This is a genomic window from Actinoplanes sp. NPDC049668 (genome assembly GCF_044465445.1).
In the GTDB taxonomy this organism is placed as follows: Bacteria; Actinomycetota; Actinomycetes; order Mycobacteriales; family Micromonosporaceae; genus Actinoplanes.
Genome location: NZ_JBITLR010000007.1, coordinates 544,611 through 568,434, shown reverse-complemented (window position 1 = coordinate 568,434; position 23,824 = coordinate 544,611). Strand labels below are relative to the sequence as shown.

Sequence of the window (23,824 nt, the reverse complement as noted above, 5' to 3'; positions counted from 1 at the left end):
TGGCCGGACCGCCCGGCGCGGTCCGCGGAACACGCTGCCAGGCGGGCAGGGGCACGCACATCCGTAAGTACACGCATTCGCGCACACGTACGTGGGGGCGTCAGGGCCGGCCGCTAGGAAAAGGCTAGCGGCGGCGGCCACCGACCGGGATAGGGCGAATTACAGATGTTCAGTTCGGGAAGGAGTTCGGGTCGATCTCGCTCGTCTTCGCGTTGCCGCCGAGCACCGGGGTGAGCGTGACCTCCCAGATCGAGTACGTCCGGGACGTCGTGGCGTACTTGAACGTGTCGTCGATCCTGCTGAACGAGCAGTCCCGGGTGAAGCCCTTCTTGGCCGCGTTCCAGTCCGCGCCGGACGCGGTGTACACCCGGTAGGTACCGTCCCGGACGCCCTTGACCGTGTAGTTGTCGCCGCCGCGGACGTAGACCGTGAAGAGCGGCTTCGGCTTCTTGCCCTTGGCCGGCACCAGGCTGATCGCGGCGTCGTCGGCGCCGTTCTTGATCTTCAGGTGGCCGAGGCCGCCCGAGCTCGAGCGCTTGATGATCTTGCCGGTCTTCAGCCGGCGGTTGGTCTCCTTCGGCGCGGCCGGCAGGAACTCGCCGAACTTGTACCGCGGGTCGGCGACGGCGAGCTTCTTGGCGTCCTCGCGGACCCCCTCGGCCCAGCCGGACTGGAGCAGCGAGTTCCACGGCGAGGCGGCCGGGCAGTCGGGCTTCGCCGCGGCGGACTCCTCGATCATGTCGCCCATGCTGCCCAGCTCGAGCGTCAGCTGCTCGTGCGCCGTCTCGGCGCCCGACGGCGGTTCGATCGCGCGCAGCTTCTCGGTCTCGGCGCGGATCGTGGTCGCGGCGGCCGGTGCGGCCTTGGCGAAGGCCGCGCTGTCCGCGGTCTTCAGCGTGCCGAAGCTCGCGCCGATCGCCGTGTCGGCGGACGCCAGGGCCTGCACGTACTGCTCCGGGTTGACCTGGGTGGGCTCCGGCGCCGCGGTCGAGGTGCCGCCGGTGCGCTTGCCGGCCTGGTTGTCGTCGTCGCCGCCGAACACCCGGACCCCCACGCAGCAGCCCAGCACCAGGACGACGGCGAGCGTGCCACCGATCAGCGCGTTGCGCCAGGCGTGGCCCGGCGCGGCCGTCGGCGGCCCGGCGTACGCCTGCGGGCCACCGAACGGCTGGCCGGGCACCGGGTAGCCCGGCATGGGCTGGCCGGGCGCCGGATAGCCGGGCACGGGCTGGCCGGGCGGCGGATAGCCGGGCACGGGCTGGCCGGGCGGCGGATAGCCGGGCACGGGCTGGCCGGGCGGCGGGTAGCCCGGCATGGGCGGGCCGGAGGCGGGGACGCCGGCGAAGGGCGGCGGCGGCGGGAACGGCGCGGAGACCCGGACGGTGACCGCCACGTTTCCGGCCGCGGTCTGCACCCAGACGACCGCGCCGTCGACGGTGCCCGGCGGCACCACGACGTTGAGCGGACCGTGTGTCGGCGACCACACGACCTTGGTGGTGCCGGCGGCCGCCTCGGCCTGCGGGACCTCGATAATTGCGCTGCTGTAACCCGGATCCCCCGTCATGACGAAGAGTATGAATGAGGCCCTCGGGCCCCCGCTGCCCCCTATCCGTCACACGTCGGTATCGACTACGGGTGCGCGGCGCCGCGGTGCGGCTTACGGTGAGGCGACGACTACCCCGGGGGAGGCTACCCAGTGTCACTGGAGGACTGGTTCCTGTCCGCGGACGAGCGCGGCAACCCGGACTCCCGGATACCCGCCTGGTGCCCCGCGAACACGGTCGAGCCGCTCATTCACGGCAGCGCGTACTTCGACCGGCTGGTCGACGAGGTGGAGGCGCTCGGCGACGGCGACCACCTGTTCTTCACCGACTGGCGTGGCGACCCCGACGAGCGGATGCGCGACGGCGGGCCGGCCGTCGCCGAGCTGTTCGCCGCGGCGGCCCGGCGCGGCGTCGTGGTCAAGGGCCTGCTCTGGCGCTCACACCTGGACAAGCTGGCCTACAGCGAGGAGGAGAACCGCAGCCTCGGCGAGGACATCGCGGCCGCCGGCGGCGAGGTGCTGCTCGACCAGCGGGTCCGGCGCGGTGGCTCACATCACCAGAAGCTGGTCGTGTTGCGGCACATCGGCGCACCGGAGCGGGACATCGCGTTCGCCGGCGGCATCGACCTGTGCCACGGTCGGCGCGACGACGCGGACCATCGCGGCGACCGGCAGCCGATCGCCATGGCCGCGGCGTACGGCAAGAACCCGCCCTGGCACGACGTGCAGCTGGCGCTGCGCGGCCCGGTGGTCGGCGCCCTGGATCTGTCGTTCCGGGAGCGCTGGACCGACCGGGCGCCGCTGGACCAGCACGGCCCGATCGCCACGGTGCAGGACACGCTGCGCCACGCCGACCTGCACCCCGACCGGCTGCCGCCTCAGCCGCCGGACCCGCCCGAATGCGGCCCGCACGACATCCAGGTGCTGCGCACCTATCCGGCGATGCGGCCGGCCTACGGCTTCGCCCGGCTCGGCGAGCAGAGCATCGCCCGCGGTTACACGAAGGCCATCAAACGGGCACGTCGGCTGATCTACCTCGAGGACCAGTACCTGTGGTCGACGGAGGTGGCCCGGCTCTTCGCGGACGCCCTCAACGACAATCCGGAGCTGCACCTGGTCGCGGTGGTGCCGCGGCACCCGGACGTCGACGGCCGTTTCGCGCTGCCGCCCAACCAGGTCGGCCGCGAGAAGGCCATCGAGCTGTGCCGCCGGGCCGCGCCCGAGCGGGTGCACGTCTTCGACGTGGAGAACCACGAGGGCACCCCGGTCTACGTGCACGCCAAGGTCTGCGTCGTCGACGACGTCTGGGCGAGCACGGGCAGCGACAACTTCAACCGCCGTTCGTGGACCCACGACAGCGAGCTGTCCTGCGCCGTGCTGGATCGCACCGCCGACGACCGGGCGCCGGCGGATCCGGCCGGGCTCGGCGACGGCGCCCGCACCTACGCCCGCGACCTGCGGCTCGCGCTGCTGCGCGAGCACCTGGACCGCGCCGACGACAAGGACCTGGTCGACCCGGCCGCGGCGCTGCGGGTGATCAACGAGACCGCGGACGCCGTACGGGATTGGCATGCCGGCGGGCGACGGGGACCGCGCCCACCGGGGCGGCTCGTGCCGCACCGCACGACCCGGCTGCCCTGGTATCAGCGACTCTGGGCGGTACCGGCATATCGGTTGATCTACGACCCGGACGGACGGCCCCTGCGGGCCCGCCGGGCCGGCGAATGGTAGTGCCAGGCATACCCCGGAACTAGCCGTGGACGGCTGGGACCGGGCGGCCCGTGCTGGCTACCGTGACGCAGTGTCAACAAACGAGGAACCCTGGCAGGCCCGCTACCTGCTCTCCGCCGGTCCGTGGCGGGCGCTGCTCTACGTCATCACCACGCTGCCCTTCGCCGCGCTGACCGGGATGGCGGTGGGCACGCTGATCCTGCCGTGGCTGGCGGCCGTGCTGCGGCTGCACGACGGCCGGATGCTGGAGGGGCCGCTGCTGTTCCTGATGGTCACCGCCCTGGTCCTGTTCGCCGGGCTCGGCCCGCTGGTGGCGATCCCCCTGGCGGCGGTCGAGCGCGGGCGCCTGGCCGTGGTCGACCGGCGCCCGATCCGCTCGGCGCACCGCGTCGCCGCGCCGAACCCGGTGAGCTGGCTGCGGCTGCGGTACACCGAGGCGGCCACCTGGCGCGAGGTGCTCTACGCGGTCATCCTCGGCCTGGTCGTCCCGGTCGTCTACGGCGTGTACGCGCTGCTGGCACTGATCGACATCGGCTGCATCGTGAGCCCGCTGTTCGCGGCGACCGGCACCGACTCCTGGCAGTTCGGCGTGTTCACGGTGAACTCGACCGCCGAGGCGATCCCGTTGTCGATCTTCGGGCTGCTGTTCGTCCCGGTGCTCGCGCACCTGCTCGGGCTGATCGCGGCCGGCCAGGCGGCGACGGCCCGGGCCCTGCTCGGCGACCGGGACGGCGCCGCCCTGCGCGAGGTGGCGCAGTCGCGGGCCCGGCTGGCCGACGCGTTCGAGGCCGAGCGCCGCCGGATCGAGCGGGACCTGCACGACGGCGCCCAGCACCGGCTGACCAGCCTTACGCTGCAGATCGGCATGGCGCGCCTGGACGTGCCGGAGGACTCGCCGGCGGCGGCGCCGCTGGCCCAGGCGCACGACGAGGCGAAGGAGCTGATGGTGGTGCTGCGGGAGCTGATTCACGGCATCCGGCCGCAGTCGCTGGCCGACCTGGGGCTGCCCGCCGCGCTGCGCGAGCTCGGCGGCCGGTCGCCGCTGCCGGTGACGGTCACGGTGGCCGACGGGATGGCCCGCCCCGCGCCGCACGTCGAGGGCTGCGCCTACTTCGTGGCCTCCGAGGCGCTGGCCAACGTGGTCCGGCACAGCGGGGCGAACCGCGCCGACCTGCTGCTCGCGCAGACCGGCGGCATGCTGGTGCTGGAGGTCCGCGACGACGGCCACGGCGGCGCCGACCCGGCGGGCGGCACCGGCCTGACCGGGCTGGCCGACCGGGTGGCCGCGGTCGGCGGGCGAGTGCTGCTGGCCAGCCCCGCCGGCGGACCGACGCTGATCCGGGCGGAGCTGCCGTGCCGGAGCTGACCCGGGTGGTGCTGGCCGAGGACGGCGTGCTGCTGCGCGAGGGCCTGGCCGGGGTGCTGTCCCGCTTCGGCTTCGAGGTGGTGGCCGCGGTCGGCGACGGCCCGGCGCTGCTGGCGGCCGCCGCGGAACACCGGCCGGACCTGGTGATCACGGATATCCGGATGCCGCCGAGCAACACCGACGAGGGCCTGCGCGCGGCGGTCGCCCTGCGCAAGGAGCGGCCCGGGCTGGCGGTCGTCGTGCTGAGCCAGTACGTGCAGGAGGAGTACGCGTCGGCCCTGCTGGACACCGGCGACGGCCGGCGGGTCGGCTACCTGCTCAAGGACCGCGTCGTCGACGTGCAGGACTTCGTGACCGCCCTGCGCACCGTCCTCGGCGGCGGAACGGTCGTCGACCCGGAGGTGGTCCGCCGGCTGCTGCGCCGCACGCGGGACCCGCTGGCGACGCTGTCCGCCCGCGAGCGCGAGGTGCTGGCGCTGGTCGCGGAGGGCCACTCGAACTCGGCGATCGCCGCGCGGCTCTTCGTGACGGAGGCGGCGGTCGGCAAGCACGTCGGCAGCATCCTGGCGAAGCTGGACCTGCCGCCGGCCGAGGACACCAACCGGCGCGTCCTTGCGGTCCTGGCCTATCTGCGCGGTTAGCGGTCCAGCGTCCAGGTGGCGGGCGCCCAGATCGGCGCCGACTGGTCGCCGGTGAGCCGCAGGCCGATCCGCCAGGCCTGCATCGGCGGCCGCCCGGCCTTCTCCCAGCGGTCGACGATCTCCACCGCCCGCTCGCCGTACTCCGCCGCCCGCGCGCCGCCGGCCAGCACCGCGCCGTCGGGCAGGACCGCCGCGCCGCCGGTGCCGGTCTCGTCCAGCAGCACCAGGCAGCTCTGGTCGCGGCCGCGCACCGCGGCGTGGGTGGCGCGCTCGCTCCACACCCCCGCCGCGTACCAGAGGTCGCGGTAGACGATCGAGTCCAGCTGGGCGCCCCAGCGCGGCGGCGCGAACTCGGCGACCTCGGCGAGGGTCCCGGACGGCGCCGGGGCCGGATGCGAGCGGGGATGCGCGGCGGTGAGCGGGCCGGCGGCGCTCATGAAGCCGGACGGGCAGATCACCGTCGCGGTCACCGGGCCGACGGCGGGGCCCCGGACCGCCAGGACGGGATGGGTGCCGGCGTGCTCGACCGGCGCCACCACGGGACCGGGCTGCGCCTGCTCCAGCCACTGTGGAGAGATCCCGGCGACGCCGACGGTGACGATCGCGCGGTCGAAGCGCTCGCCCGGCGCGCCCGCGTAGCCGTCGCCGACGACGACCCGTACCCCGTCGAAGCCCGCCGCGGCCAGCGCGGACCGGGCCCGGTCGGCGACGTCGGGTTGCACGTCCACGCTGGTCACCAGCGCGCCGAGGGCCGCGAGCAGCGCGGCGTTGTAGCCGGTGCCGGCGCCGATCTCCAGGACCCGGTCGCCGGGGCGCACGTCCAGCGCGTCCAGCATGATCGCCATCAGGGAGGGCTGGCTGGACGAGCTGACCGGCACGCCGCCGTTCACCTTGGTGATCAGCACGTCGTCGCGGTAGACGGCATCGAGGAAGCCGGCCGAGCCGGGCCGGGCCCAGGAGCCGTCGCGGCGCTGGAAACCGGCGGCGACGAACGACTCCCGCGCCACGGCGGCGAAGGCCGCGGCGAGCCGCGGCGTCAGCGGTGCGCCGTGGCTCCGGATCTCCTCCACCAGGCGTCGGCGCCGGTCGCTCACGCCTCAACGGTACGGCCGCGGCGCACTCGGGGATACGGTGGCGACCGTGACCAACTCCCGAATCGGTGCGACCCTCGGCTTCGACGTGACCGAGCCGGCCGAGCTCGTCCTGCGGATCGCCGCCGCCCGGCCGCTCGCCGAGACCCTGACGGTCGTCGACGGCGCCGGCGCCGTCGACGCGGTCGAGCTGCCCGGCCGGCTGCACCTGATCCGGGCGCCCCGCGGCCCGCTGACGGTGACGTACACGGCCGAGGTCGCGGTGTCCGGCCCCGAGCCGGCCGGCGTCACCGACGTCGAGCGGATCGTCGCGCTGCGGCCCAGCCGGTACTGCCCGTCCGACCGGCTGGGCGGCTTCGCGGCCGCCGCGTTCGGCGGCGCCGGCGACCCGGCCGCCACCGTCCGGGCGATCACCACCTGGGTGTTCGAGCACCTGAGCTACGAGGCCGGCAGCAGCGGCCCGACCACCGACGCGGCGGAGACGCTGCTCGGCGGGCGCGGGGTCTGCCGGGACTACGCACACCTCGTCGCCACGCTCTGCCGGGCGCTGAACGTGCCCGCCCGGGTCACCGCGGTCTACGCGCCCGGACTGTCCCCGATGGACTTTCACCTGGTGACCGAGGCCGCGCTGGACGGCCGCTGGACGGTCTGGGACGCGACCCGGCTCGCGCCCCGGCAGAGCCTGATCCGCATCGCCACCGGCCGCGACGCCGCCGACACCGCGCTGGAGACGACCCTGTCCGGCCGGCTGACCATGCCGGAGCTGCTCATCACCGCGGTGGCCGGCGGCGACCTGCCGGCCGACGACCACCTCTCCCTGATCGAGCTCGCCTAGGGCGAGCCCGGCTACCGGCGCACGCGGTAGGTCAGGTGCGTGACCCCGGTGCCCTCGACGACCAGCGGGTCCTCCAGCCGGACCGGGGTCTTCGACAGGCCGGAGAAGAACGAAATGCCCGCGCCGAGCAGCACCGGCACCAGCGACACCACGATCTCGTCCAGCTCGCCGGCGTCGAGGTACTGCCGGGTCAGCGTCGGCGTCGACACCGCGACGATCCGGTCGCCGGCGACCCGCTTCGCGGCCTCCAGCGCGCGCAGCGCGTCGTCGTAGAACGTCGTCGTCGAGTCCGCGCGCGGCCAGCCCGGCGGTATCGAGTGGCTGACCACGAAGACCGGCGCGCCGACCGGGTGCGCGCCGCCCCAGCCCTGCGACGCCTCGAAGTTGCGCCGGCCGGTGAGCAGGGCGCCGACCGCGCCGGAGAACGCCGGCCGCAGGTGCCCGGCGCTCGCCTCGGAGACCCGGAAGGTCAGGTGCTCGTTCGCCGTCGGCACCTCGACGGGCCCGTTGCCGTACCAGCCGAACAGCTCGTCGACCTCGCCGTGCGGGTTGCCGATGAACCCGTCCAGCGACATGGACATCTCCGCGACCACCTTGGCCATGATCCTCAACTCCTTCACCGTGGATGCTTCACCCCTGGGTCGGAGCCGGCGCGCGGTTCTCTACGTCACCGCCTCGTACCGGGCGCGCAGGACCCCGGGGTCCGGGCGTCCGATCAGCCGCAGCCGGGCCATCCCGCCGTCCGGGAAGATGTCCAGCCGCGCGTGGGTCGCGGTCGGCACCGCCGGGATCGGGAAGCGGTGCCGGGTGTCCGGCGAGAGCCGCACCTGGGGCAGCAGCTCGAACCAGTCGCCCGGCTCCTCTAGCAGCCCGGTACGGGCGTCGATGCCGCGCAGCGTGGCGCTGCCGGGCGCGTTGCCCTTGAAGTGGCTGGTGTCCAGGTCGGCCAGCTCGATCACCGAGGGCACGGCGAGCTGCACGAGCACCCAGTCGTTGCCGTCGTCGCGGCGCCGCGAGGTCTCCCAGCCGTCGCCCATCGAGCCGGCCAGGCCGGGCAGGATGAGGTTCTGCGGGTGTCCGTAGAACATGTTGCTGCAGCCGGCGATCCGGCCGCCGTGCTCGGCCGCGGCCACGTCGAAGACGCTCGGCAGCAGGGCCGGGTCGGGCACGACCTCGCCGTGCACCCGCAGCCGGGCCACCCCGCCGTCCGGGTAGATGTTCAGCCGCACGTGGGTGAAGCGCTGGCGGGAGTCGACGTTGAACAGGTTCCGGCTGTCGCCGGAGAGCGGCGAGTGCGGCACGAGCGGCACCCAGTGCGCCTCGGCGAGCTGGATCGGGTCGGGATAGCCCTGCAGCGCGCAGCCGTCGACCGAGGCGTGCGGCGGGAAGTTGCCGGTGAAGAACGACGTGTCGATGTCGACGCCGTGCACCACGCCGGGCGCGCCGAGCCGGACGATCGCCGTGTCGTGGCCCGCCTGGCGCCGCCGGCGGGTCTCCCAGCCGTCGTACACCTGGCCCTTCTGCCCGAAGGTCTTCGGCGCGAAGACCGGCGCGGCGGGCTCGACCAGGTGGTCGGCGGCGGCGAACAGCTCGTCGTTGGCGAACACCACGCCGCCGCCGAACGTGCGCGACGCCAGGTCGGGCAGGAGCGTGAACTCTTCCATCAGGAGACCTCCCGGGTCAGAAAGACGCCGCGGGGTTCGTCGCCGGTCACGGCCCGCCCGCGCAGCCAGGTCGTGCGCACCACGCCCGTCAGGACCTTTCCCGCGTACGGCGTGACGGGGTTGCGGTGGTGCAGCGCGGCGGGGTCGACGGTGAAGCTCGCCTCGGGGTCGAAGGCGACCAGGTCGGCGTCGGCGCCGACGGCGATCCGGCCCTTGCCGGTGAGCCCGACCAGGTCGGCGGGGCGCCGGGCCATCCAGTTCACCACGTCGGCGAGGGTGTGCCCGCGCGCCCGTGCCGCGGTCCAGACCACCGGCAGGCCGAGCTGCACGGAGGCGATGCCGCCCCAGGCCGCCGCGAAGTCGCCGGTCTCCCGGCGCTTGAGCTCGGGCGTGCAGGGCGAGTGGTCGCTGACGACGCAGGTGATGAGGCCGGCGGCGAGCGCGGCCCAGAGCCGGTCGGCGTTGGCCCGGTCCCGGATCGGCGGGCAGCACTTGAACTCGGTCGCGCCGGACGGGATCTCGGCGGCGTCCAGGGTCAGGTAGTGCGGGCAGGTCTCGGCGGTGACCCGCAGGCCGTCGGCCCGGGCCGCCTCGATCAGCGGCAGGGCGCCGGCCGCGGACAGGTGCAGGATGTGCACCCGGGCGCCCGCCACCCGGGCGGCCTCGATCGCGGTCGCCACCGCCGCGTGCTCGGCGTCGGGCGGCCGGGAGGCGAGGAAGTCCGCGTACGCCGGGGAGGACGCGGCGGCGTGCAGGTGATCGGGGTCCTCTGCGTGCACCACGAACTGCGCGTCGACCGCGGCGAGCGCCTCGCCCAGCTGGTCGGGGCTCAGCGGCGGGAACTCGGGTACGCCGGAGTCCGCGAGGAAGGCCTTGAAGCCGTACACGCCGGCGGCGTGCAGGGCGGGCAGCGCGGCGGCGTTGCCGGGGATCGCGCCGCCCCAGAAGCCGACGTCGACGTGGATCCGGCCGCGCGCGGCGTCCTGTTTGACCGCCAGGGCGGCGGCGTCGACGGTCGGCGGCAGGCTGTTGAGCGGCATGTCCACGATGGCGGTCACCCCGCCCGCCGCGGCCGCCCGGGTCGCCGTGGCGAAGCCCTCCCACTCGGTGCGGCCGGGCTCGTTGACGTGCACGTGGGTGTCGACCAGCCCGGGCAGCAGGGCCAGGTCGCCCAGATCGACCTCCTCGGCGGCCTCGAGCGCCGCGCCGTGATCGTCGACGGCGACGATCCGGCCCCCGCTGATCGAGACCGCGGCGGGGCGCTCGCCGCCCGCGGCGACGACGCGGCGGGACCGCAGCACGAGATCGACCATGGGCCGAGCCTAACCGCCGCGCGTCCCCGGGCGGCCAGGTCGCCGGAAGCTGCCCCACTCCTCTGGCGGCGCTGTGGCACGATGCGCCAAGATCGCGGCCGCAGGGGCGGTTCCGGCACGGACGAGGGCGGAGCACGAAGAGCCATGACCCGACGGATGGCCTCCCGGAACGTGGCGCTGACCGCCGCGTTCCTCGCGCTCGCCGCCGGTGGCGCCGCCGCCTGCGACTCCGGGTACTCCGACGACTCGGACTACGACGACGGTCCGACGTACACCTCCAGCTCCGAATACGAGGGCTCGGCCTACGACAACGCCGGCCCCTCCGGCGACGACGACTACGTCGAGGAGTCCGGCGACGGGGAGCCGGCCGACGAGGTGTTCTACTGCGCCGACGGGGTCGGGGAGATCGTCGACGAGGAGTACTGCGCGGACAACGACTGGGGCCCGACGTACTTCTTCTGGCATTCGCCCGACTACACCAGGGGGCTGGCGCCGGGCGAGCAACTGGACGGTGGCGACTACTTCCCGGCGAGCGACACCGCGGCCCGGCGCGCCTTCAAGCTGCCGTCGGCCGGCAAGGTGTCCAACGGCACCGTCAAGACCAACGTCGTCGGCCGCGGCAGCACCGGCTCCGGGCTCAACAGCTCCTCGGGCGGTTAGCCGATCGCCTCCAGGGCCGTGCGGCACAGGCTCAACAGGTCCTCGTCGTCGCGTACCGGGGTGAGGCATCGGCGGCGCTCCCGCAGCTCGGCCAGCAGCAGTGGCCGGGCCGGCGCCGCCGCGGGTCCCATGCGTGCCAACACCTCGGCGGTCGCCCGGCGGGTGTCCGCGCTCTCCCGCCACCCGTACGCGAGCACGGGCACGGTGGCGTCGACGTCGCCGGCCGCGGACCACAGTGCGCGGGCGGCGTCCATCCGTACCCAGAAGTCCTCGTCCTGGAGCAGATCGCGCAGGTACGGCGCGAAGTCGGCCAGCGGGGCGCCCACCGTGGCGATCAGCGACGTCATGTCGCGCTTGCCGTACCGGTCGTCGCGGTACCGGTCGAGCACCTGCCGGGCCGCGGTGTCGTCGCCGCTCACCCGCCAGATCGCGGCGGCGGCGAAGGCCGCCTCGACCCGGTGCCCGGTCACGAGAATCTCCCTGAGTCGCGGCTCGGCCCGCCGCGCCGCCGGGCCGAAGCCGCCCAGCGCCCGGGTGGCGCCCCGGTCCAGCGGCTCGGCCAGCAGATCGTCGGTGGTCTCGGCGGCGGCCGGACCGATCCGGATCAGCGCATCGATCAGATCCGGCCGGCGCTGGTCGTCGCCGGGCAGCTCCCGCCGGCGGCGCACGATCAGCGGGGCGAGGTCGGCGGCGCGGGCGCCGTACCGGCCCACGAGGGCGCCGACGCCGCGGGGCACCACCTCCGTCTCGAGCACCCAGGCGAGCATGGGCAGCGCGCGCGGATCGCCGGTGCCGGCCAGCGCGGACAGCGCCGGGCCGACGACGGCACCGGAGCCCGAGGCGACGACCCACGCCGCCTTTGCGTCCCGGGCGGAATCCGGAACGATCCGGTCGGCGCTCATCAGCGCGGCGACGAGCGCGTCGGCCGCGGGCGCCGCGTGCACGTCCATCATCCCGAGCGCCTGACAGGCACCGGCCCGGGCGGCCGCGCGGCCACCGGTCACCTGTTCGGCGACGAGCGCGGCGAGCGGCGCGTAGTCGGCACGCCAGCAGTTGACCAGGTATCCCGCGGCGGGGACACCGCTCTCGCGGCGCTTGCGGTCGGGCGAGCGCAGCAGCGCGACCAGCAGGTCCATCCGCGCACCGAGCCGGTCACCCATCGAGTTGCTCAGGCCGATGACCAGCTCGCCCAGGTCGGCCCGGCGCCGCCGCGGGCCGGTGCCGTGCTGTGCCAGCAGGGCGAGCGCGGTCTCCACGTCGACCGGCGGTCCGCCGTGTTCGGTCAGCGTCATCGCCTGGGTCAGCGCGGCGGCGCGTACCCCGTGGTCCGGGTCGTCGGCGAGCACCTCGGCGAGCCAGGTTCCGGTCGCGGCGCCGTCGCCCGCCCGGCGGGCGAGCTCCGCGGCCGCGGCGACGACGGCCGCGCGGACGCCGGCGTCGGGCTCCTCGTCGAAGTGTCGCCGCAGCGCGGCGCGGGCCTGCGCCGGGCGGTCCCGGCAGGCGAGCAGCGCGGTGCAGGTAGCCGCGCGGACCGCCGGCGCGCGGTCGGTCAGCAGGTCGATGAAGATCGGGTACGCCGCGCCGACCGCCGCGCCGGCCCGCGCCTCCTGCCCGGTCAGCGCCCCGGCGTGCTCGGCGTTGCCGATGCCGGCCAGCAGCTCCACCACGGCGGCGCGTCCCGGCGGGCGCCGGTCGGCCGCCACGCGCAGCAGGAACGGGACGGCGGCCAGCGTGCTGTCGTAGATGTCGCCCTGGTGGTGGACGGAGCCGTACATGAAGTCCAGGGCCGCCTCGCGCACGGCCGGGTCGGCGTCGACGAGCCCGCGCAGGCCGGCCGGCACGTCGGTCGCGGCGCCGTACGCGTGGGTCATCGACTCCCACGCCACCTCGTCGAGACCGGCGAGAACATCCACGGAGCTGGCCATGACCCGCGATCATGCCATCCGCGCGCACCCGGTCAGCGGAAGGCGGACAGCTCCTCGCGGGTGAAGCCGACGTCGTCGAGCGCGCCGCAGTCCAGGCCGCGCAGCAGGAAGCCGGCCAGCGCGCGGGCCGTCGCCGGTTCGTCCAGGATGCCGCCCGACTGGCGGTCGAGGTAGCGGCGCAGGCGCGTCGCGGCCGCGTCCGCGCCGTCGGCGAAGAACGCGTAGGTGGCCGCGAACCGGGTCGGCAGCTGCGCCGGGTGCAGGTCCCAGCCCTGGTAGTAGCCGCGCTCCAGGGACCGGCGGACGAGGCGGTGGTGCAGCGCCCAGGCGCCGTGCACGGCCGCGTCGGTGCCGACCGGCAGGATGTTGGTCGAGCCGTCGGAGAGCCGCACCCCGGTGCCGGCCGCGGCGGCCTGGATGACCGCCTTGGCGTAGTCGGCGACCGGGTGGTCCATCGCCTGGTACGCCGCCGCGACCCCGGCCGCCGCGCTGTAGTCGTACGTGCCGTAGTGCAGGCCGGTGCAGCGGCCGTCGGCCGCCGTGATGAGCCGGGCCACCGTCGCGGTGCCGTCGGCGCCCAGCACCGCCGACGGCAGCTCGATCTGGATCTCGAACCGCAGCGTGCCGGCGCTCAGCCCGTACCCGCGTTCCAGCCGCTCGCAGAGCGAGACCATCGCGGCGACCTGGTCCGGGCCGCTGACCTTGGGCAGCGTGACGACGAACGGCTCCTGATAGTGCGACAGGAACAGGTCGAGGGTGCGCAGCGCCCGGCGCCGGGTCGCGGCCTCCAGCGACTTGATCCGGATGCCGACGAACGGCGGCCGGGCGCCGCCCGAGAGCACGGCGACGGCGGCCTTGACCGCGGCGTCCTCCTGGTCGTCGTCGCGGACGCCGTAGCCGTCCTCGAAGTCGACCCGCAGGTCCTCGATGGGCTCGGTGACGAGCTTGGCCCGGACGCGGCCGGCCAGCGCGGCCGGGAACGGCAGCGGCGGATGGTCGTCCAGCGCCGCCAGCGCGATCGCGCCCCAGTCCCGGAAGCCGTCGATGCGGTCGGCCGGGATGTAGACCGTGTGCACCGGCTGCCGGCCCGGGCGCTCGCCCGGGTACCGCGTGGCCAGGAACGCGTCGTGTGCGGCGAGCCGGCCGTCCAGGGCGGCGTAGTCGTCGTCACCGAGCCGCATCGTCAGTCGATCGAGTCGTAGGCGGCCGTCGTCAGGAAGTCCGCGAAGTCGTCGGCCAGGGCGACCCGCTCGAACAGCTTGCGGGCGTCGTCGAAGCGGCTGCCCGCCCAGGCCTGGTCGCCGAGCGCCTCACGGATCTTGACGAGCTCCTCGTCCTCGAGGCGCCCGACCAGGTCGGCGGTGATCGGGGTGCCGTCGTCGAGGCGCACCCCGTTGTGGATCCACTGCCAGACCTGGGAGCGGGAGATCTCCGCGGTGGCCGCGTCCTCCATCAGGTTGAAGATGGCGACCGCGCCGTTGCCGCGCAGCCAGGCCTCCAGGTACTGCAGCGCCACCGAGACGTTGCCGCGCAGGCCGGCCTCGGTCACCGCGCCGCCGGTCGCGGCGACGTCGAGCAGCTGCGCGGCGTCGACGGACACCTCGTCACGGCGGCGGTCGAGCTGGTTGGGGCGGTCGCCGAGCACCCGGTCGAAGATCTCCCGGCAGACCGGCACCAGGTCGGGGTGCGCGACCCAGGAGCCGTCGAAGCCGTCGCCGGCCTCCCGCTCCTTGTCCTCGCGGACCTTGGCGAGGGCGACCTCGTTGACCGCGGGGTCGCGGCGGCTCGGGATGAACGCGGCCATCCCGCCCATCGCGAAGGCGCCGCGCCGGTGGCAGGTCGAGACGAGCAGCTCGGTGTACGCCCGCATGAACGGCGCCGTCATGGTCACCGCGGCGCGGTCCGGCAGCACCATGTTCGGGTTGTCCCGGAAGTACTTGATGATGCTGAACAGGTAGTCCCAGCGGCCCGCGTTGAGGCCCGAGATGTGCGGTCGCAGCGCGTGCAGGATCTCGTCCATCTCGAACGCGGCCGGGATCGTCTCGATGAGCACGGTGGCCCGGATCGTGCCGACCGGGATGCCGAGCGCCTCCTGCGCGTAGGTGAAGACGTCGTTCCAGAGCGCGGCCTCGCGGTGCGACTCCATCTTGGGCAGGTAGAAGTAGGGCCCGCTGCCGCGGCTGAGCAGCTCGGCGGCGTTGTGGAAGAAGTAGAGCCCGAAGTCGACCAGCGCGCCGACGGCCGGCTCGTCGTCGACGGGCAGGTGCCGCTCGTCGAGGTGCCAGCCGCGCGGGCGCATCACGATGGTCGGGTACGGCCCGTCGCCGAGCGAGTAGGTCTTCGCCGGCGTCTCCAGCGAGATGGTGCGCCGGATCGCGTCGTAGAGGTTGCGCTGGCCGTCCACCACGTTCGCCCAGTGCGGGGTGTTCGCGTCCTCGAGGTCGGCGAGCCACACCTTGGCGCCGGAGTTGAGCGCGTTGATGGTCATCTTGCGCTCGGTCGGGCCCGTGATCTCCACCCGCCGGTCGGTGAGGTCGGCCGGCGCGGCGGGCACCGTCCAGTCACCGGCCCGGATGTCGGCCGTCTCGGGCAGGAACCCGAGCGTGCCGCCGGCGGCGATCTCGGCACGGCGGGCGGCGCGGGCAGCGAGCAGCTCGTTGCGGCGCGGCCGGAATCGCCGGTTAAGATCGGCGACGAACGCCACGGCCTCGTCGGACAGAATTTCGGTCACGGTCTGCGACTCCCCTCGAAACGCGAATCTCCGGTTACCGTATAGGCCCCAGGGCGTTCCGCACCTTACGGACTTTCACTATCCTTTTGCGTTGGGAAAGTTCTGCGGTTCTTCCCGCCTCCGGCGCTGTGCAACCGATCACAGATACCACTCTGCAGCGGCCGGCGGCACGTCGTCCCTGGTCACCGTGCCCTCGATGAGGCCGTACGGCCGGTCGCCGGCGATGAACACCTCGTTCGGATTCTCCAGCTCGAATGGGGACAAATCAACGAGGTAATGGTGCTTGTTGGGCAGCGCGAGCCGGATCTCGGCGATCTCGGAACGGCTGTCCAGCACCCGCGTGCCCATCGCGAACAGGGTCTGCTGCAACGAGTAGCTGTAGGTGTTCACGAACGCGTTGACCATCGAGTCCTTCGCGCCCTCGAACGACTCGTCCCAGTCGGCGGTGGCCGACCGGTGCCGCCAGCGGGCGTCGACCGCGGTGGACAGGATCCGTTCGGTGGTCTCCGGCAGCGTCGTGTACCGGTCGCGCGGGAAGCCGTGGAACTCCGAGGCGGTCGAGTTGAGCAGCACCAGGTCCTTGAGCCCGGACACCACCTGCTCACCGGCCGGCGAGACGGTGACCGTCGCCGTCCGGACGAAGTCGCCCGCCCGCCGGAACGAGTGCGGGCCCAGCCGCTCCCAGCCGAACGACTCCAGGCCGACCACCGCGGCGGTGACCTGCGGCTGGGTGGCGACGAAGTGCCGGGCGAGCAGCAGCCCGAACGCCTCGGGCGAGCCGACACCGTGCTCGCGGGCGAACGCGTACACCGTGTTCTTCATCGTGTCGGTGGGCAGCACGCCGGCGTTGTCGCCGGTCAGGTGGGTCGCCGCGAGCTCGCCGGACAGCGCGATGCTCACGTTCAGGTCGATCAGAGCGTGGGTGTCGCCGGTCCGGGTGACGCGGACCAGCCGCGTCTCCGCCTTGCCGTAGCGGTTGCCGCCCAACACGATCGCCACGCGTCAGCTCCCTCGATAGGTGGTGTAGCCGTAGCGGCTCAGCAGCAGTGGCACGTGGTAGTGCCGGTCCGGATCGTGCACGTGGAACGCGACGGTGATCTCCGGGAAGAACGCGTCGCCGCCCAGGTAGTGCTCCACCTGGAAGACGAACCGGTAGCCGCCCGCCTGCCAGTCGTGCGGCGGCACCCGGTGCCGCAGGCGGCCGTCGTCGTCGGTGCGGCCCTCCCCGATCGGCCGCCAGCCGTCCGAGTCGCGCCGCTCCAGCCGCACGGGCACGTCGCGGGCCGGATCGCCGGTGACCGTGTCCAGGATGTGCGTGGAGATCGTGCCGTCAGTCGAGGGCATCCAGCAGCCTCTCCAGCCGCAGCAGGGCGATCTTGCGAAGCTCGCCGGCGACGACGGCCCGCTCGGTCTGCTCGTCGTTGCCGATCCGGGCCAGCGCCGCCGCCAGGATCTCCTCCTGGGTCCGGCCGCTCGCGAAGATCAGGAAGACGTGGCCGAACCTGTCCTCATAGGCGTGATTCGCGGCGGTCAATGCGGCCCGGGTCTCGTCGTCCGCGCTGCTCGCGGCCGCCGACTGCTCGCGGCGCGACCACGCCGCCTCCTTCGAGTCGCCCTGCGCCCGCTCACCGATCCGCGGATGCGCGGAGAGCCCCAGCAGGACCTCGTCCCAGCTCAGCTCGCGCGCGGCCGCGTCGGCCGCGGCCAGCACCGCCGCGGTCGAGGGGTACGGGCGCCGCGCGACGACCGCTCTGCCCCAGGCGGGAGCGGCGCACACGGCGAGCAGATCCGCCTCGAGCTTCTCGGCGGGCAGGGAGTTGAGAACTTGGATCCGGTCCACCGCTCACCCCCTGTTTTCCCGGACGGCCAGTCAAGCAGTCCACCATCCGATCTTGCACTGCTTTCCGCAAATTAACACGACCGGCCCGCGCCGCCGCCCGGCCGGCCGCCGTGCGCGAGACTTGTCCGGTGCTGATCGCCCCGGAGTCCCTGCCCGACCTGCCGATCCGGGCCGTGCTGCCGGCGGTGGGCGCCGCCCTCGCGGACGCGGGCGCGGCGGTGCTGGTCGCGCCGCCCGGCACCGGCAAGACGACCCTGGTCCCGCTGGCCCTGGCCGGGCCGGAGCCGGCCGGCCGGGTGGTGGTGGCGGAGCCGCGCCGGGTCGCGGCCCGGGCGGCGGCCCGCCGCATGGCGGCCCTGCTCGGCGAGCAGGTCGGCGGCCGGGTGGGCTACACGGTCCGCGGCGACCGGCGGGTCAGCGCCGAGACCCGGGTCGAGGTCGTGACGACCGGCGTCCTGGTACGCCGGCTGCAGCGCGACCCGGAGCTGGCCGGCACGGCGGTCGTGGTGCTGGACGAGTGCCACGAACGCCACCTGGACACCGACCTCGCCCTGGCCTTCCTGATCGAGGTCCGCGCCGCGCTGCGGGAGGACCTGCGGGTCCTGGCGACCTCGGCGACGGCCGAGTCACACCGCCTGTCCGAGATCCTGGGCGGCGCACCCGTCGTCGAGGCGAAGGCGGCCCTGCACCCGGTCGACGTCAACTGGTGCCCGCCACCGCGGCCCGTCGCGCCGCCGCTCGGCCTGCGCGTCGATCCGAAGCTGCTCGACCACGTGGCCGCCACCGTCCGCCGGGCCCTGGCCGACGGCGAGGGCGACGTGCTGGTCTTCCTGCCCGGCGCCCGGGAGATCGAGACGGTCGCGTCCCGCCTGCGCGGCGCCGACGCCGAGGTGGTGAGCCTGCACGGCCGGCAGCCGGCGTCCGCACAGGACGCCGCGCTGCGGCCCAGCCCGGTGCGCCGGGTGGTGCTGGCCACCGCGGTCGCGGAGAGCAGCCTGACCGTGCCCGGCGTCCGCGCGGTGGTCGACGCGGGCCTGAGCCGGGTGCCCCGGATGGACCACGGCCGGGGCCTCGGCGCCCTGGTCACGGTCGCGGTGTCCCGCGCCTCGGCGACGCAGCGGGCCGGCCGCGCGGGCCGGGAGGCGCCGGGCCGGGTGTACCGCTGCTGGTCGCAGGCGCAGCACGACCGGCTGCCGGCGCAGCCCGAGCCGGAGGTGGCGGCCGCCGACCTGACCGGCTTCGCGCTGGACCTGGCGCTGTGGGGCCACCCCGACGGCGCCGGCCTGCGCCTGCCGGACCCGCCGCCCGCCGGCGCGATGCAGGCCGCGACGGGCACATTGCGGGCGCTCGGCGCCACCGACGCGCAGGGCCGGATCACCCGACGCGGCCGGGCGCTGGCGGACGCGGGCCTGCACCCCCGCCTCGCCCGCGCCCTGCTCGACGGCGCGCCGGCGGTCGGCGCCCGGCGGGCCGCCGAGGTGGTGGCGCTGCTGGACGCCGACCGGGCGGCGGACGATCTCGTCGCGGCCTGGCGCCGCGCCCGCGCCGACGACGACGGCGGCTGGCGCGCGGAGGTCCGCCGCCTCACCGCGGCGATCACCCGTAACCCGGAACCGCCCGGCGGGCCCGGCGGGCGCGGGCGGCTGCCGGACGACCTGGCGGCGGGGCTGATCATCGGGCTCGCGTACCCCGAGCGGGTCGCCCGGGCCCGCGAACCCGGCGGCAGCGCGTACCTGATGGCGGGCGGGACCGCCGCGGAGCTCGGCGGCGGCAGCGGCCTGGCGGGCACGCCCTGGCTGGCGGTCGCGGACGCGGACCGGGCACCGGGCGCGCGCACCGCCCGGATCCGCAGCGCCGCGCCGCTGGACGAGGCGAGCGCCGTCGAGGCCGCGGTCACCCTGCGCGAGACCGGCGACCAGATCGGCTGGATCGACGGCGACGTGGTCGCCCGGCGCGTCGACCGGCTCGGCGCGATCGTCCTGAGTGAACGCCGGATCGACCGCCCGGACCCCGCCGACGTGCAGGCGGCCGTCGTCGAGGGCCTGCGCCGCGAGGGCCTCGGCCTGCTCACCTGGTCGCGGCCGGCGACCGAGCTGCGCGAGCGGCTGGCGTTCGCACACGCCGCGCTCGGCGAGCCCTGGCCGGCCGTCGACGACGACGCCCTGCTCGCACGCCTCGACGACTGGCTGCCGCTCGGCCCGGTCCGCCGCCGCGCCGACCTGGCGAAGATCGACACCGCCGGGGCGCTGCGCCGTCTGCTGCCCTGGTCGGTGGCCGGGCGGCTGGACGAGGTGGCGCCGGAGCGGCTGCCGGTGCCCAGCGGCTCGAAGGTGCGGGTGGACTACGCCGACCCGGCGGCGCCGGTCCTGGCCGTCAAGGTGCAGGAGACCTTCGGCTGGCGGGAGGCGCCGCGGCTGGCCGACGGCCGGGTACCGGTCCTGCTGCATCTGCTCTCCCCCGCCGGCCGCCCGGTCGCGGTGACCCGGGACCTGGCGTCCTTCTGGTCGACCGGCTATCCCCAGGTCCGCGCGGAGTTGCGCGGGCGCTATCCCCGACATCCGTGGCCCGAGGATCCGACCACCGCCGAACCGACCCGGCGGGTCAACCGCCGCTCGCCCTGACCGGCCGCCCGGCGCCGGTCACAGCCCGAAGGCGCCGCCCTCGACCAGGATGACCAGGCCGATCGCGATGAGGACCACCGGCAGGACGAGGTGGCCCCAGCGCGACAGGACCTTCGCGACCGGCGGCCGGGTGGCGAGGAACCAGCCGGCCGCGCACCACACCGCGACGCCGATCAGGAAGACGGTCGCGTAGACGGTCATGCCGGCGACCCCGGCGACGGCGAACACCGGCACGTACACGCCGATGTTGTCGCCCCCGTTGGCGAAGGTCACGGCGGCGACCTGCCAGATTCCCGGTCCCGCCGCGTCGCCGGGCTCCGCCGCCTCGCCGTCGTCCGGCCGATGCCGGTCGCGCCACACCGTCCACGCCGCCCGGATGCCGAGCAGCAGCGGCAGCAGGCCGAGGTACGGAATCGCGGCGTCCGGCAGCAGCCCGGCGCCGAGGGCGCCGAGCACGGAGGCCGCGAGGATGGCGAGGAAGCCCGCGTACTGACCGACCACGATCCGCCAGGCGGCCGCGTGGTGGCCGGCGGTCCGGCCGAAGTACACCGCGAGCAGGAGCAGGTCGTCGACGTTGGTCACCGCGAACATGCCTGCCGCCTGGGCGAGCACCGACAGCTGCACGGGCGTCCTAGGAGGCCAGGTGGGTGCCCGAAGGCGCCGGCTGGGTGGGGATCATCGCGGTCAGCCGGTGCAGCGGGCCGGGCTGGCCGAAGTGGTAGCCCTGGCCGAAGTCGCAGCCCAGCGCCGCCAGCGCCCGGGCCTGGGCGTGCGTCTCGATGCCCTCGGCGACCACCGAGATGTTCAGCTCGGCGCAGATCGCCAGCACCGAGCGGCACAGCGCGCCCGCGCGCTCCGGCGAGACGTCCACATCGGTCAGCGTGGAGTCCAGCTTGACGATGTCGACCGGCAGCGAGTGCAGCTGGGCCAGCGCGTTGTAGCCGCTGCCGAAGTCGTCGAGCGCCACCCGCACCCCGCGCCGGCGCAGCCGCTCGGCGACCTCGACGGCCCGCGGCATGTCCGGGATGCGGCGGGTCTCGGTGATCTCGACGACCAGCCGGGACGGCCGGACCGAGTGCCGTTGCAGCGCCCGGTCCACCGCCTCCTCCAGCCCGTGCTGGCCCAGCCGGGCGGCGGACACGTTGACGTGCATGTCGATCGGCCGGCCGTAGGTGTCGGCCAGCGCCGCGGCGTCGGCGCAGGCCCGGTCGAGCACGAAGTCGTCGATCGCCGCGACCAGCCCGGTGCGCTCGGCGACCGTCACGAAGACGTCCGGATCCACCAGCCCCGCCACCGGGTCGGTCCAGCGCGCCAGCGCCTCGACCGCGACGATCGCGCCGTCCGACAGGCGCACGATCGGCTGGTAGTGCACCTCGAAGCCGGCCTGCGCCGGGTCGCCCGACAGCGCCCGGGCCAGCAGGTGTGGCAGGTCGGCGTTCGGTCCGCCGTCGGCGCCGCCGGAGTACCGGGCGAGCGCGTTCTTGCCGCGCCGCTTGCTCACGTACATGGCGGCGTCGGCCCGGCGCAGCAGGGCGTCGGCGGACAGGTCGGCGTCGCCCGGATCGGAGAGCACCAGGCCGAGGCTGGCGCTGATCCCGACGGTGTGCCCGTCGATCACGAACGGCTCGCGCAGCGCCGCGAGGATGCGCTGCGCCGCCGGCTCGGCCTCGTCCGCGGGCCGCTCGAGCAGCGCCGCGAACTCGTCGCCGCCGAGGCGGGCGACCAGATCGCCCGCGGGAACGCAGGCGACGAGCCGGTCGCCGATCGCGCGCAGCAGCCGGTCGCCCATCGCGTGGCCGAAGCTGTCGTTGATGAGCTTGAAGTCGTCCAGGTCGGCGAAGAGCAGCGCGACGGGCACGCCGGTGTCGCGGTGCTCCGCCAGCGCCCGCACCAGCCGCTCGCGGAACAGCGCGCGGTTGGCCAGGCCGGTCAGCGGATCGTGGTACGCCTGGTGGTGCAGCCGCTGCTGGCCCTCGGAGATCCGGGCGAGCAGGACCGTGTTGTCCACGATCGTGAACATCTGCCGGGCCACCACCAGGCCGAGCCCGAGCCAGCCCAGGTACGCCTCGTACGACGTCAGCTGCCCGCCCGCGCCGGTGCGCACCGCGATGACCACGCCCGTGGCGACCACCGGCAGGTACGGCAGCAGCAGGTGCAGCCAGTCCGCCTCGGCCCGCTCGAGGGTCGGGCCCGTCGTGAGGCCCGGGTTGCTCTGCGCCGCGAGCATGAGCAGCGCCGGGCCGAGCAGATAGCCGGCGGACTCGACCGGTGACAGCGCCCCGGTGCTCAGGTGCAGCAGCCGGAGCGTGTCGGAGACCCCGAACGCCAGCAGCGCCAGGCAGATCAGCCGCAGCGGCGTCCGCCCGGCCAGCGTCGTCGGCCGGGTGGTCAGCAGCAGCGCGACCATGACGGCCAGCCAGAGGTCGGCGATCGGGTAGGCCGCCGCGGTGCCGGCCACCCAGGGGCTCGCCGACACCTCGTCGAGGATCCGGCCGGGCAGCGCCGACCAGAGCAGGGCCAGCAGCGAGCCGGCGACCAGGAGGCTGTCGATGACCAGCACCATCCGGTCCCGGCGCAGCGACGCCTGCGCGGGCCGGGGCAGCGCCATCGAGCCGGCGATCAGGGCCAGGAACGTGAAGACCGGCAGGGTCAGGAAGCCGACGTCGGCGGGGGTGGCCGCCGGGCCCCGGTCGGGATCGATGAGGTCGCGGATCGCGAACCAGAGCCGGGTGCCGGCCCAGGTGGCCAGCCCCGCGCCGATCAGCAGCCGCCAGTTGCGCCGGTGACCGCTGCGCTGCCGGCCCGCGACGACGCAGACCACGGCCGCGACCGCGCCGACGGCGAACTGCGCGGCGTCGTTGAAGAGCCGCTGGCCGGGACCGGCGGGGACCGCGTACACGCCGATCGCCGTGACGGCGGCGACGAGCACCAGCGTCACGGCTGACCGTGCCGACAGCCGTTCCGTCGTCATCACCACCCGCAGCAGAGCCGCGGCTGGCCGTCCCGCGACCGGAGTAAGGTACCGCAGCCCAGGCCCCCTGCGGAAAGTCCGCGGGCGCGCGGTTCCGCGGCGCTCACTCCGGCTCAGTCGATGGCTGTCAGATCAGCGACGATTACCGTGATGTTGTCCGGGCCGCCGCCCTGCAGGGCGAGGTCGAGCAGGCGCTCGGCGCAGGCCTGCGGGCCGTCGCCGGCGAGCAGCTCCGCCTCGATCACCTCGGCGGGGACAACGGTGGTGAGACCGTCGCTGCACAGCAGCCAGCGGTCGCCGGCCTCCGGCTCGACGATGACGTAGGACGGGCTGACCGGCTCGCCCTGCAGCGCCTGGGTGACCACGGCGCGGCGGGGGTGGCTGCCCGCCTCCTCCGGCCGGATCAGGCCCTGGTCGACCAGCATCTGCACGTAGGTGTCGTCCTTGGTGAGCTGGTTCAGCCGGCCGTCGCGCAGCAGGTAGGCGCGGGAGTCGCCGACGTGTGCCAGCGCGGCACGGTCACCGGAGAAGATCACGGCGGTCAGGGTGGTGCCCATGCCCTGCATGGTGGGGTCGGCGGCGACGGTCTCGGCGATCCGGCCGTTCGCCACCTCCAGCGCCTTGTGCAGCGCGTCCATCTGACTCTCGTTGTCGATCGCGACGTCGAGCGAGACCATCGCCTCGACGGCGATGCGGCTCGCGACGTCACCGGCGGCCATGCCGCCCATGCCGTCGGCGACGACGAGCAGCCGGTCACCGGCGTAGTACGCGTCCTGGTTGTTGCTCCGGACGTGGCCTTTATCGGTGATGGCAGCCCACCGCAGGTGCAAGGTCATGGCGTGCAGCCTGCCAGGTCACGTCCAGCCTGTCTGCACGTGGTCCGTGGCGCGTC

Annotated in this window: 20 protein-coding genes; 6 read left to right on the top strand and 14 right to left on the bottom strand. The window is 74.7% G+C overall.

Annotated elements, in window-relative coordinates; translation table 11 throughout:
* Positions 1 to 169: 169 nt before the first annotated feature.
* A complete protein-coding gene (locus tag ACIBSW_RS30625) occupies positions 170 to 1,564 on the bottom strand; it encodes a hypothetical protein (protein WP_354728107.1) in 1,395 nt (464 codons plus the stop codon).
* A gap of 132 nt (positions 1,565 to 1,696) precedes the next feature.
* On the opposite strand from ACIBSW_RS30625, the gene ACIBSW_RS30620 reads away from it, so the two are divergent.
* The 3 genes from ACIBSW_RS30620 to ACIBSW_RS30610 all read left to right on the top strand — a co-directional run bounded on the left by ACIBSW_RS30620 (position 1,697) and on the right by ACIBSW_RS30610 (position 5,281).
* Positions 1,697 to 3,274: a phospholipase D-like domain-containing protein gene (locus tag ACIBSW_RS30620; protein WP_354728105.1), complete on the top strand. Its 1,578-nt coding sequence runs from the start codon at positions 1,697 to 1,699 to the stop codon at positions 3,272 to 3,274.
* Positions 3,275 to 3,344: 70 nt separating this feature from the next.
* A complete protein-coding gene (locus ACIBSW_RS30615; RefSeq protein WP_354728103.1) occupies positions 3,345 to 4,640 on the top strand; it encodes a sensor domain-containing protein in 1,296 nt (431 codons plus the stop codon).
* Entirely contained in the window at positions 4,628 to 5,281 is a 654-nt protein-coding gene (locus ACIBSW_RS30610) for a response regulator transcription factor (protein ID WP_354728101.1), read from the top strand. Before ACIBSW_RS30615 ends, ACIBSW_RS30610 begins: the two co-directional genes overlap by 13 nt.
* On the opposite strand, the gene ACIBSW_RS30605 is transcribed toward ACIBSW_RS30610, so the two are convergent.
* Complete coding sequence (locus ACIBSW_RS30605; RefSeq protein WP_354728099.1) at positions 5,278 to 6,375, bottom strand: methyltransferase domain-containing protein; 1,098 nt, start codon at positions 6,373 to 6,375, stop codon at positions 5,278 to 5,280. The genes ACIBSW_RS30610 and ACIBSW_RS30605 overlap by 4 nt on opposite strands.
* A 46-nt stretch (positions 6,376 to 6,421) precedes the next feature.
* Between ACIBSW_RS30605 and ACIBSW_RS30600 the strand changes: the two genes are divergently transcribed.
* A complete protein-coding gene (locus tag ACIBSW_RS30600; protein ID WP_404799503.1) occupies positions 6,422 to 7,207 on the top strand; it encodes a transglutaminase family protein in 786 nt (261 codons plus the stop codon).
* An 11-nt stretch (positions 7,208 to 7,218) separates the two neighbouring features.
* On the opposite strand, the gene ACIBSW_RS30595 is transcribed toward ACIBSW_RS30600, so the two are convergent.
* The 3 genes from ACIBSW_RS30595 to allB are packed head-to-tail and all read right to left on the bottom strand — an operon-like array spanning position 7,219 to position 10,184.
* On the bottom strand, positions 7,219 to 7,809 hold the full coding sequence (locus tag ACIBSW_RS30595; RefSeq protein WP_404799502.1) for a dihydrofolate reductase family protein: 591 nt from the start codon (positions 7,807 to 7,809) through the stop codon (positions 7,219 to 7,221).
* Positions 7,810 to 7,869: 60 nt separating this feature from the next.
* Complete coding sequence (gene alc, locus ACIBSW_RS30590; protein WP_354726265.1) at positions 7,870 to 8,871, bottom strand: allantoicase; 1,002 nt, start codon at positions 8,869 to 8,871, stop codon at positions 7,870 to 7,872.
* Complete coding sequence (gene allB / locus ACIBSW_RS30585) at positions 8,871 to 10,184, bottom strand: allantoinase AllB (RefSeq protein WP_354726267.1); 1,314 nt, start codon at positions 10,182 to 10,184, stop codon at positions 8,871 to 8,873. Before allB ends, alc begins: the two co-directional genes overlap by 1 nt.
* Before the next feature lie 144 nt (positions 10,185 to 10,328).
* On the opposite strand from allB, the gene ACIBSW_RS30580 reads away from it, so the two are divergent.
* Positions 10,329 to 10,844, top strand: a complete 516-nt coding sequence (locus ACIBSW_RS30580) for a hypothetical protein (protein ID WP_354726269.1) — start codon at positions 10,329 to 10,331, stop codon at positions 10,842 to 10,844.
* Here ACIBSW_RS30580 and ACIBSW_RS30575 read toward each other — a convergent pair.
* From ACIBSW_RS30575 to uraD, 6 genes are all read right to left on the bottom strand, one after another.
* The gene (locus ACIBSW_RS30575; RefSeq protein ID WP_354726271.1) at positions 10,841 to 12,769 is read right to left on the bottom strand and encodes a HEAT repeat domain-containing protein; all 1,929 of its coding nucleotides are present in this window, start codon (positions 12,767 to 12,769) and stop codon (positions 10,841 to 10,843) included. The genes ACIBSW_RS30580 and ACIBSW_RS30575 overlap by 4 nt on opposite strands.
* 32 nt (positions 12,770 to 12,801) lie before the next feature.
* On the bottom strand, positions 12,802 to 13,950 hold the full coding sequence (locus tag ACIBSW_RS30570) for a DUF6986 family protein (protein WP_354726273.1): 1,149 nt from the start codon (positions 13,948 to 13,950) through the stop codon (positions 12,802 to 12,804).
* Positions 13,951 to 13,952: 2 nt separating this feature from the next.
* Complete coding sequence (gene aceB, locus ACIBSW_RS30565; RefSeq protein WP_354726275.1) at positions 13,953 to 15,500, bottom strand: malate synthase A; 1,548 nt, start codon at positions 15,498 to 15,500, stop codon at positions 13,953 to 13,955.
* Positions 15,501 to 15,638: 138 nt separating this feature from the next.
* Positions 15,639 to 16,499, bottom strand: a complete 861-nt coding sequence (pucL, locus tag ACIBSW_RS30560) for a factor-independent urate hydroxylase (protein ID WP_354726277.1) — start codon at positions 16,497 to 16,499, stop codon at positions 15,639 to 15,641.
* A 3-nt stretch (positions 16,500 to 16,502) separates the two neighbouring features.
* Positions 16,503 to 16,844 (bottom strand): hydroxyisourate hydrolase, encoded by a 342-nt coding sequence (gene uraH / locus ACIBSW_RS30555; protein ID WP_354726279.1) that lies wholly within the window; start codon positions 16,842 to 16,844, stop codon positions 16,503 to 16,505.
* Positions 16,831 to 17,340, bottom strand: coding sequence for a 2-oxo-4-hydroxy-4-carboxy-5-ureidoimidazoline decarboxylase (uraD, locus tag ACIBSW_RS30550; RefSeq protein WP_354726281.1), 510 nt, complete (start codon positions 17,338 to 17,340; stop codon positions 16,831 to 16,833). The genes uraH and uraD overlap by 14 nt, the downstream gene beginning before the upstream one ends.
* Before the next feature lie 134 nt (positions 17,341 to 17,474).
* Here uraD and hrpB point away from each other — a divergent pair, with 134 nt between their 5' ends.
* A complete protein-coding gene (gene hrpB / locus ACIBSW_RS30545; RefSeq protein WP_354726325.1) occupies positions 17,475 to 19,961 on the top strand; it encodes an ATP-dependent helicase HrpB in 2,487 nt (828 codons plus the stop codon).
* Between the two features lie 18 nt (positions 19,962 to 19,979).
* On the opposite strand, the gene ACIBSW_RS30540 is transcribed toward hrpB, so the two are convergent.
* The 3 genes from ACIBSW_RS30540 to ACIBSW_RS30530 form a co-directional block, all read right to left on the bottom strand.
* Entirely contained in the window at positions 19,980 to 20,552 is a 573-nt protein-coding gene (locus ACIBSW_RS30540) for a cadmium resistance transporter (protein ID WP_404799513.1), read from the bottom strand.
* 40 nt (positions 20,553 to 20,592) lie between these two features.
* Positions 20,593 to 22,899: an EAL domain-containing protein gene (locus ACIBSW_RS30535; protein ID WP_354726285.1), complete on the bottom strand. Its 2,307-nt coding sequence runs from the start codon at positions 22,897 to 22,899 to the stop codon at positions 20,593 to 20,595.
* Positions 22,900 to 23,045: 146 nt separating this feature from the next.
* Entirely contained in the window at positions 23,046 to 23,768 is a 723-nt protein-coding gene (locus tag ACIBSW_RS30530; protein WP_354726287.1) for a PP2C family serine/threonine-protein phosphatase, read from the bottom strand.
* Between the last annotated feature and the right edge of the window lie 56 nt (positions 23,769 to 23,824).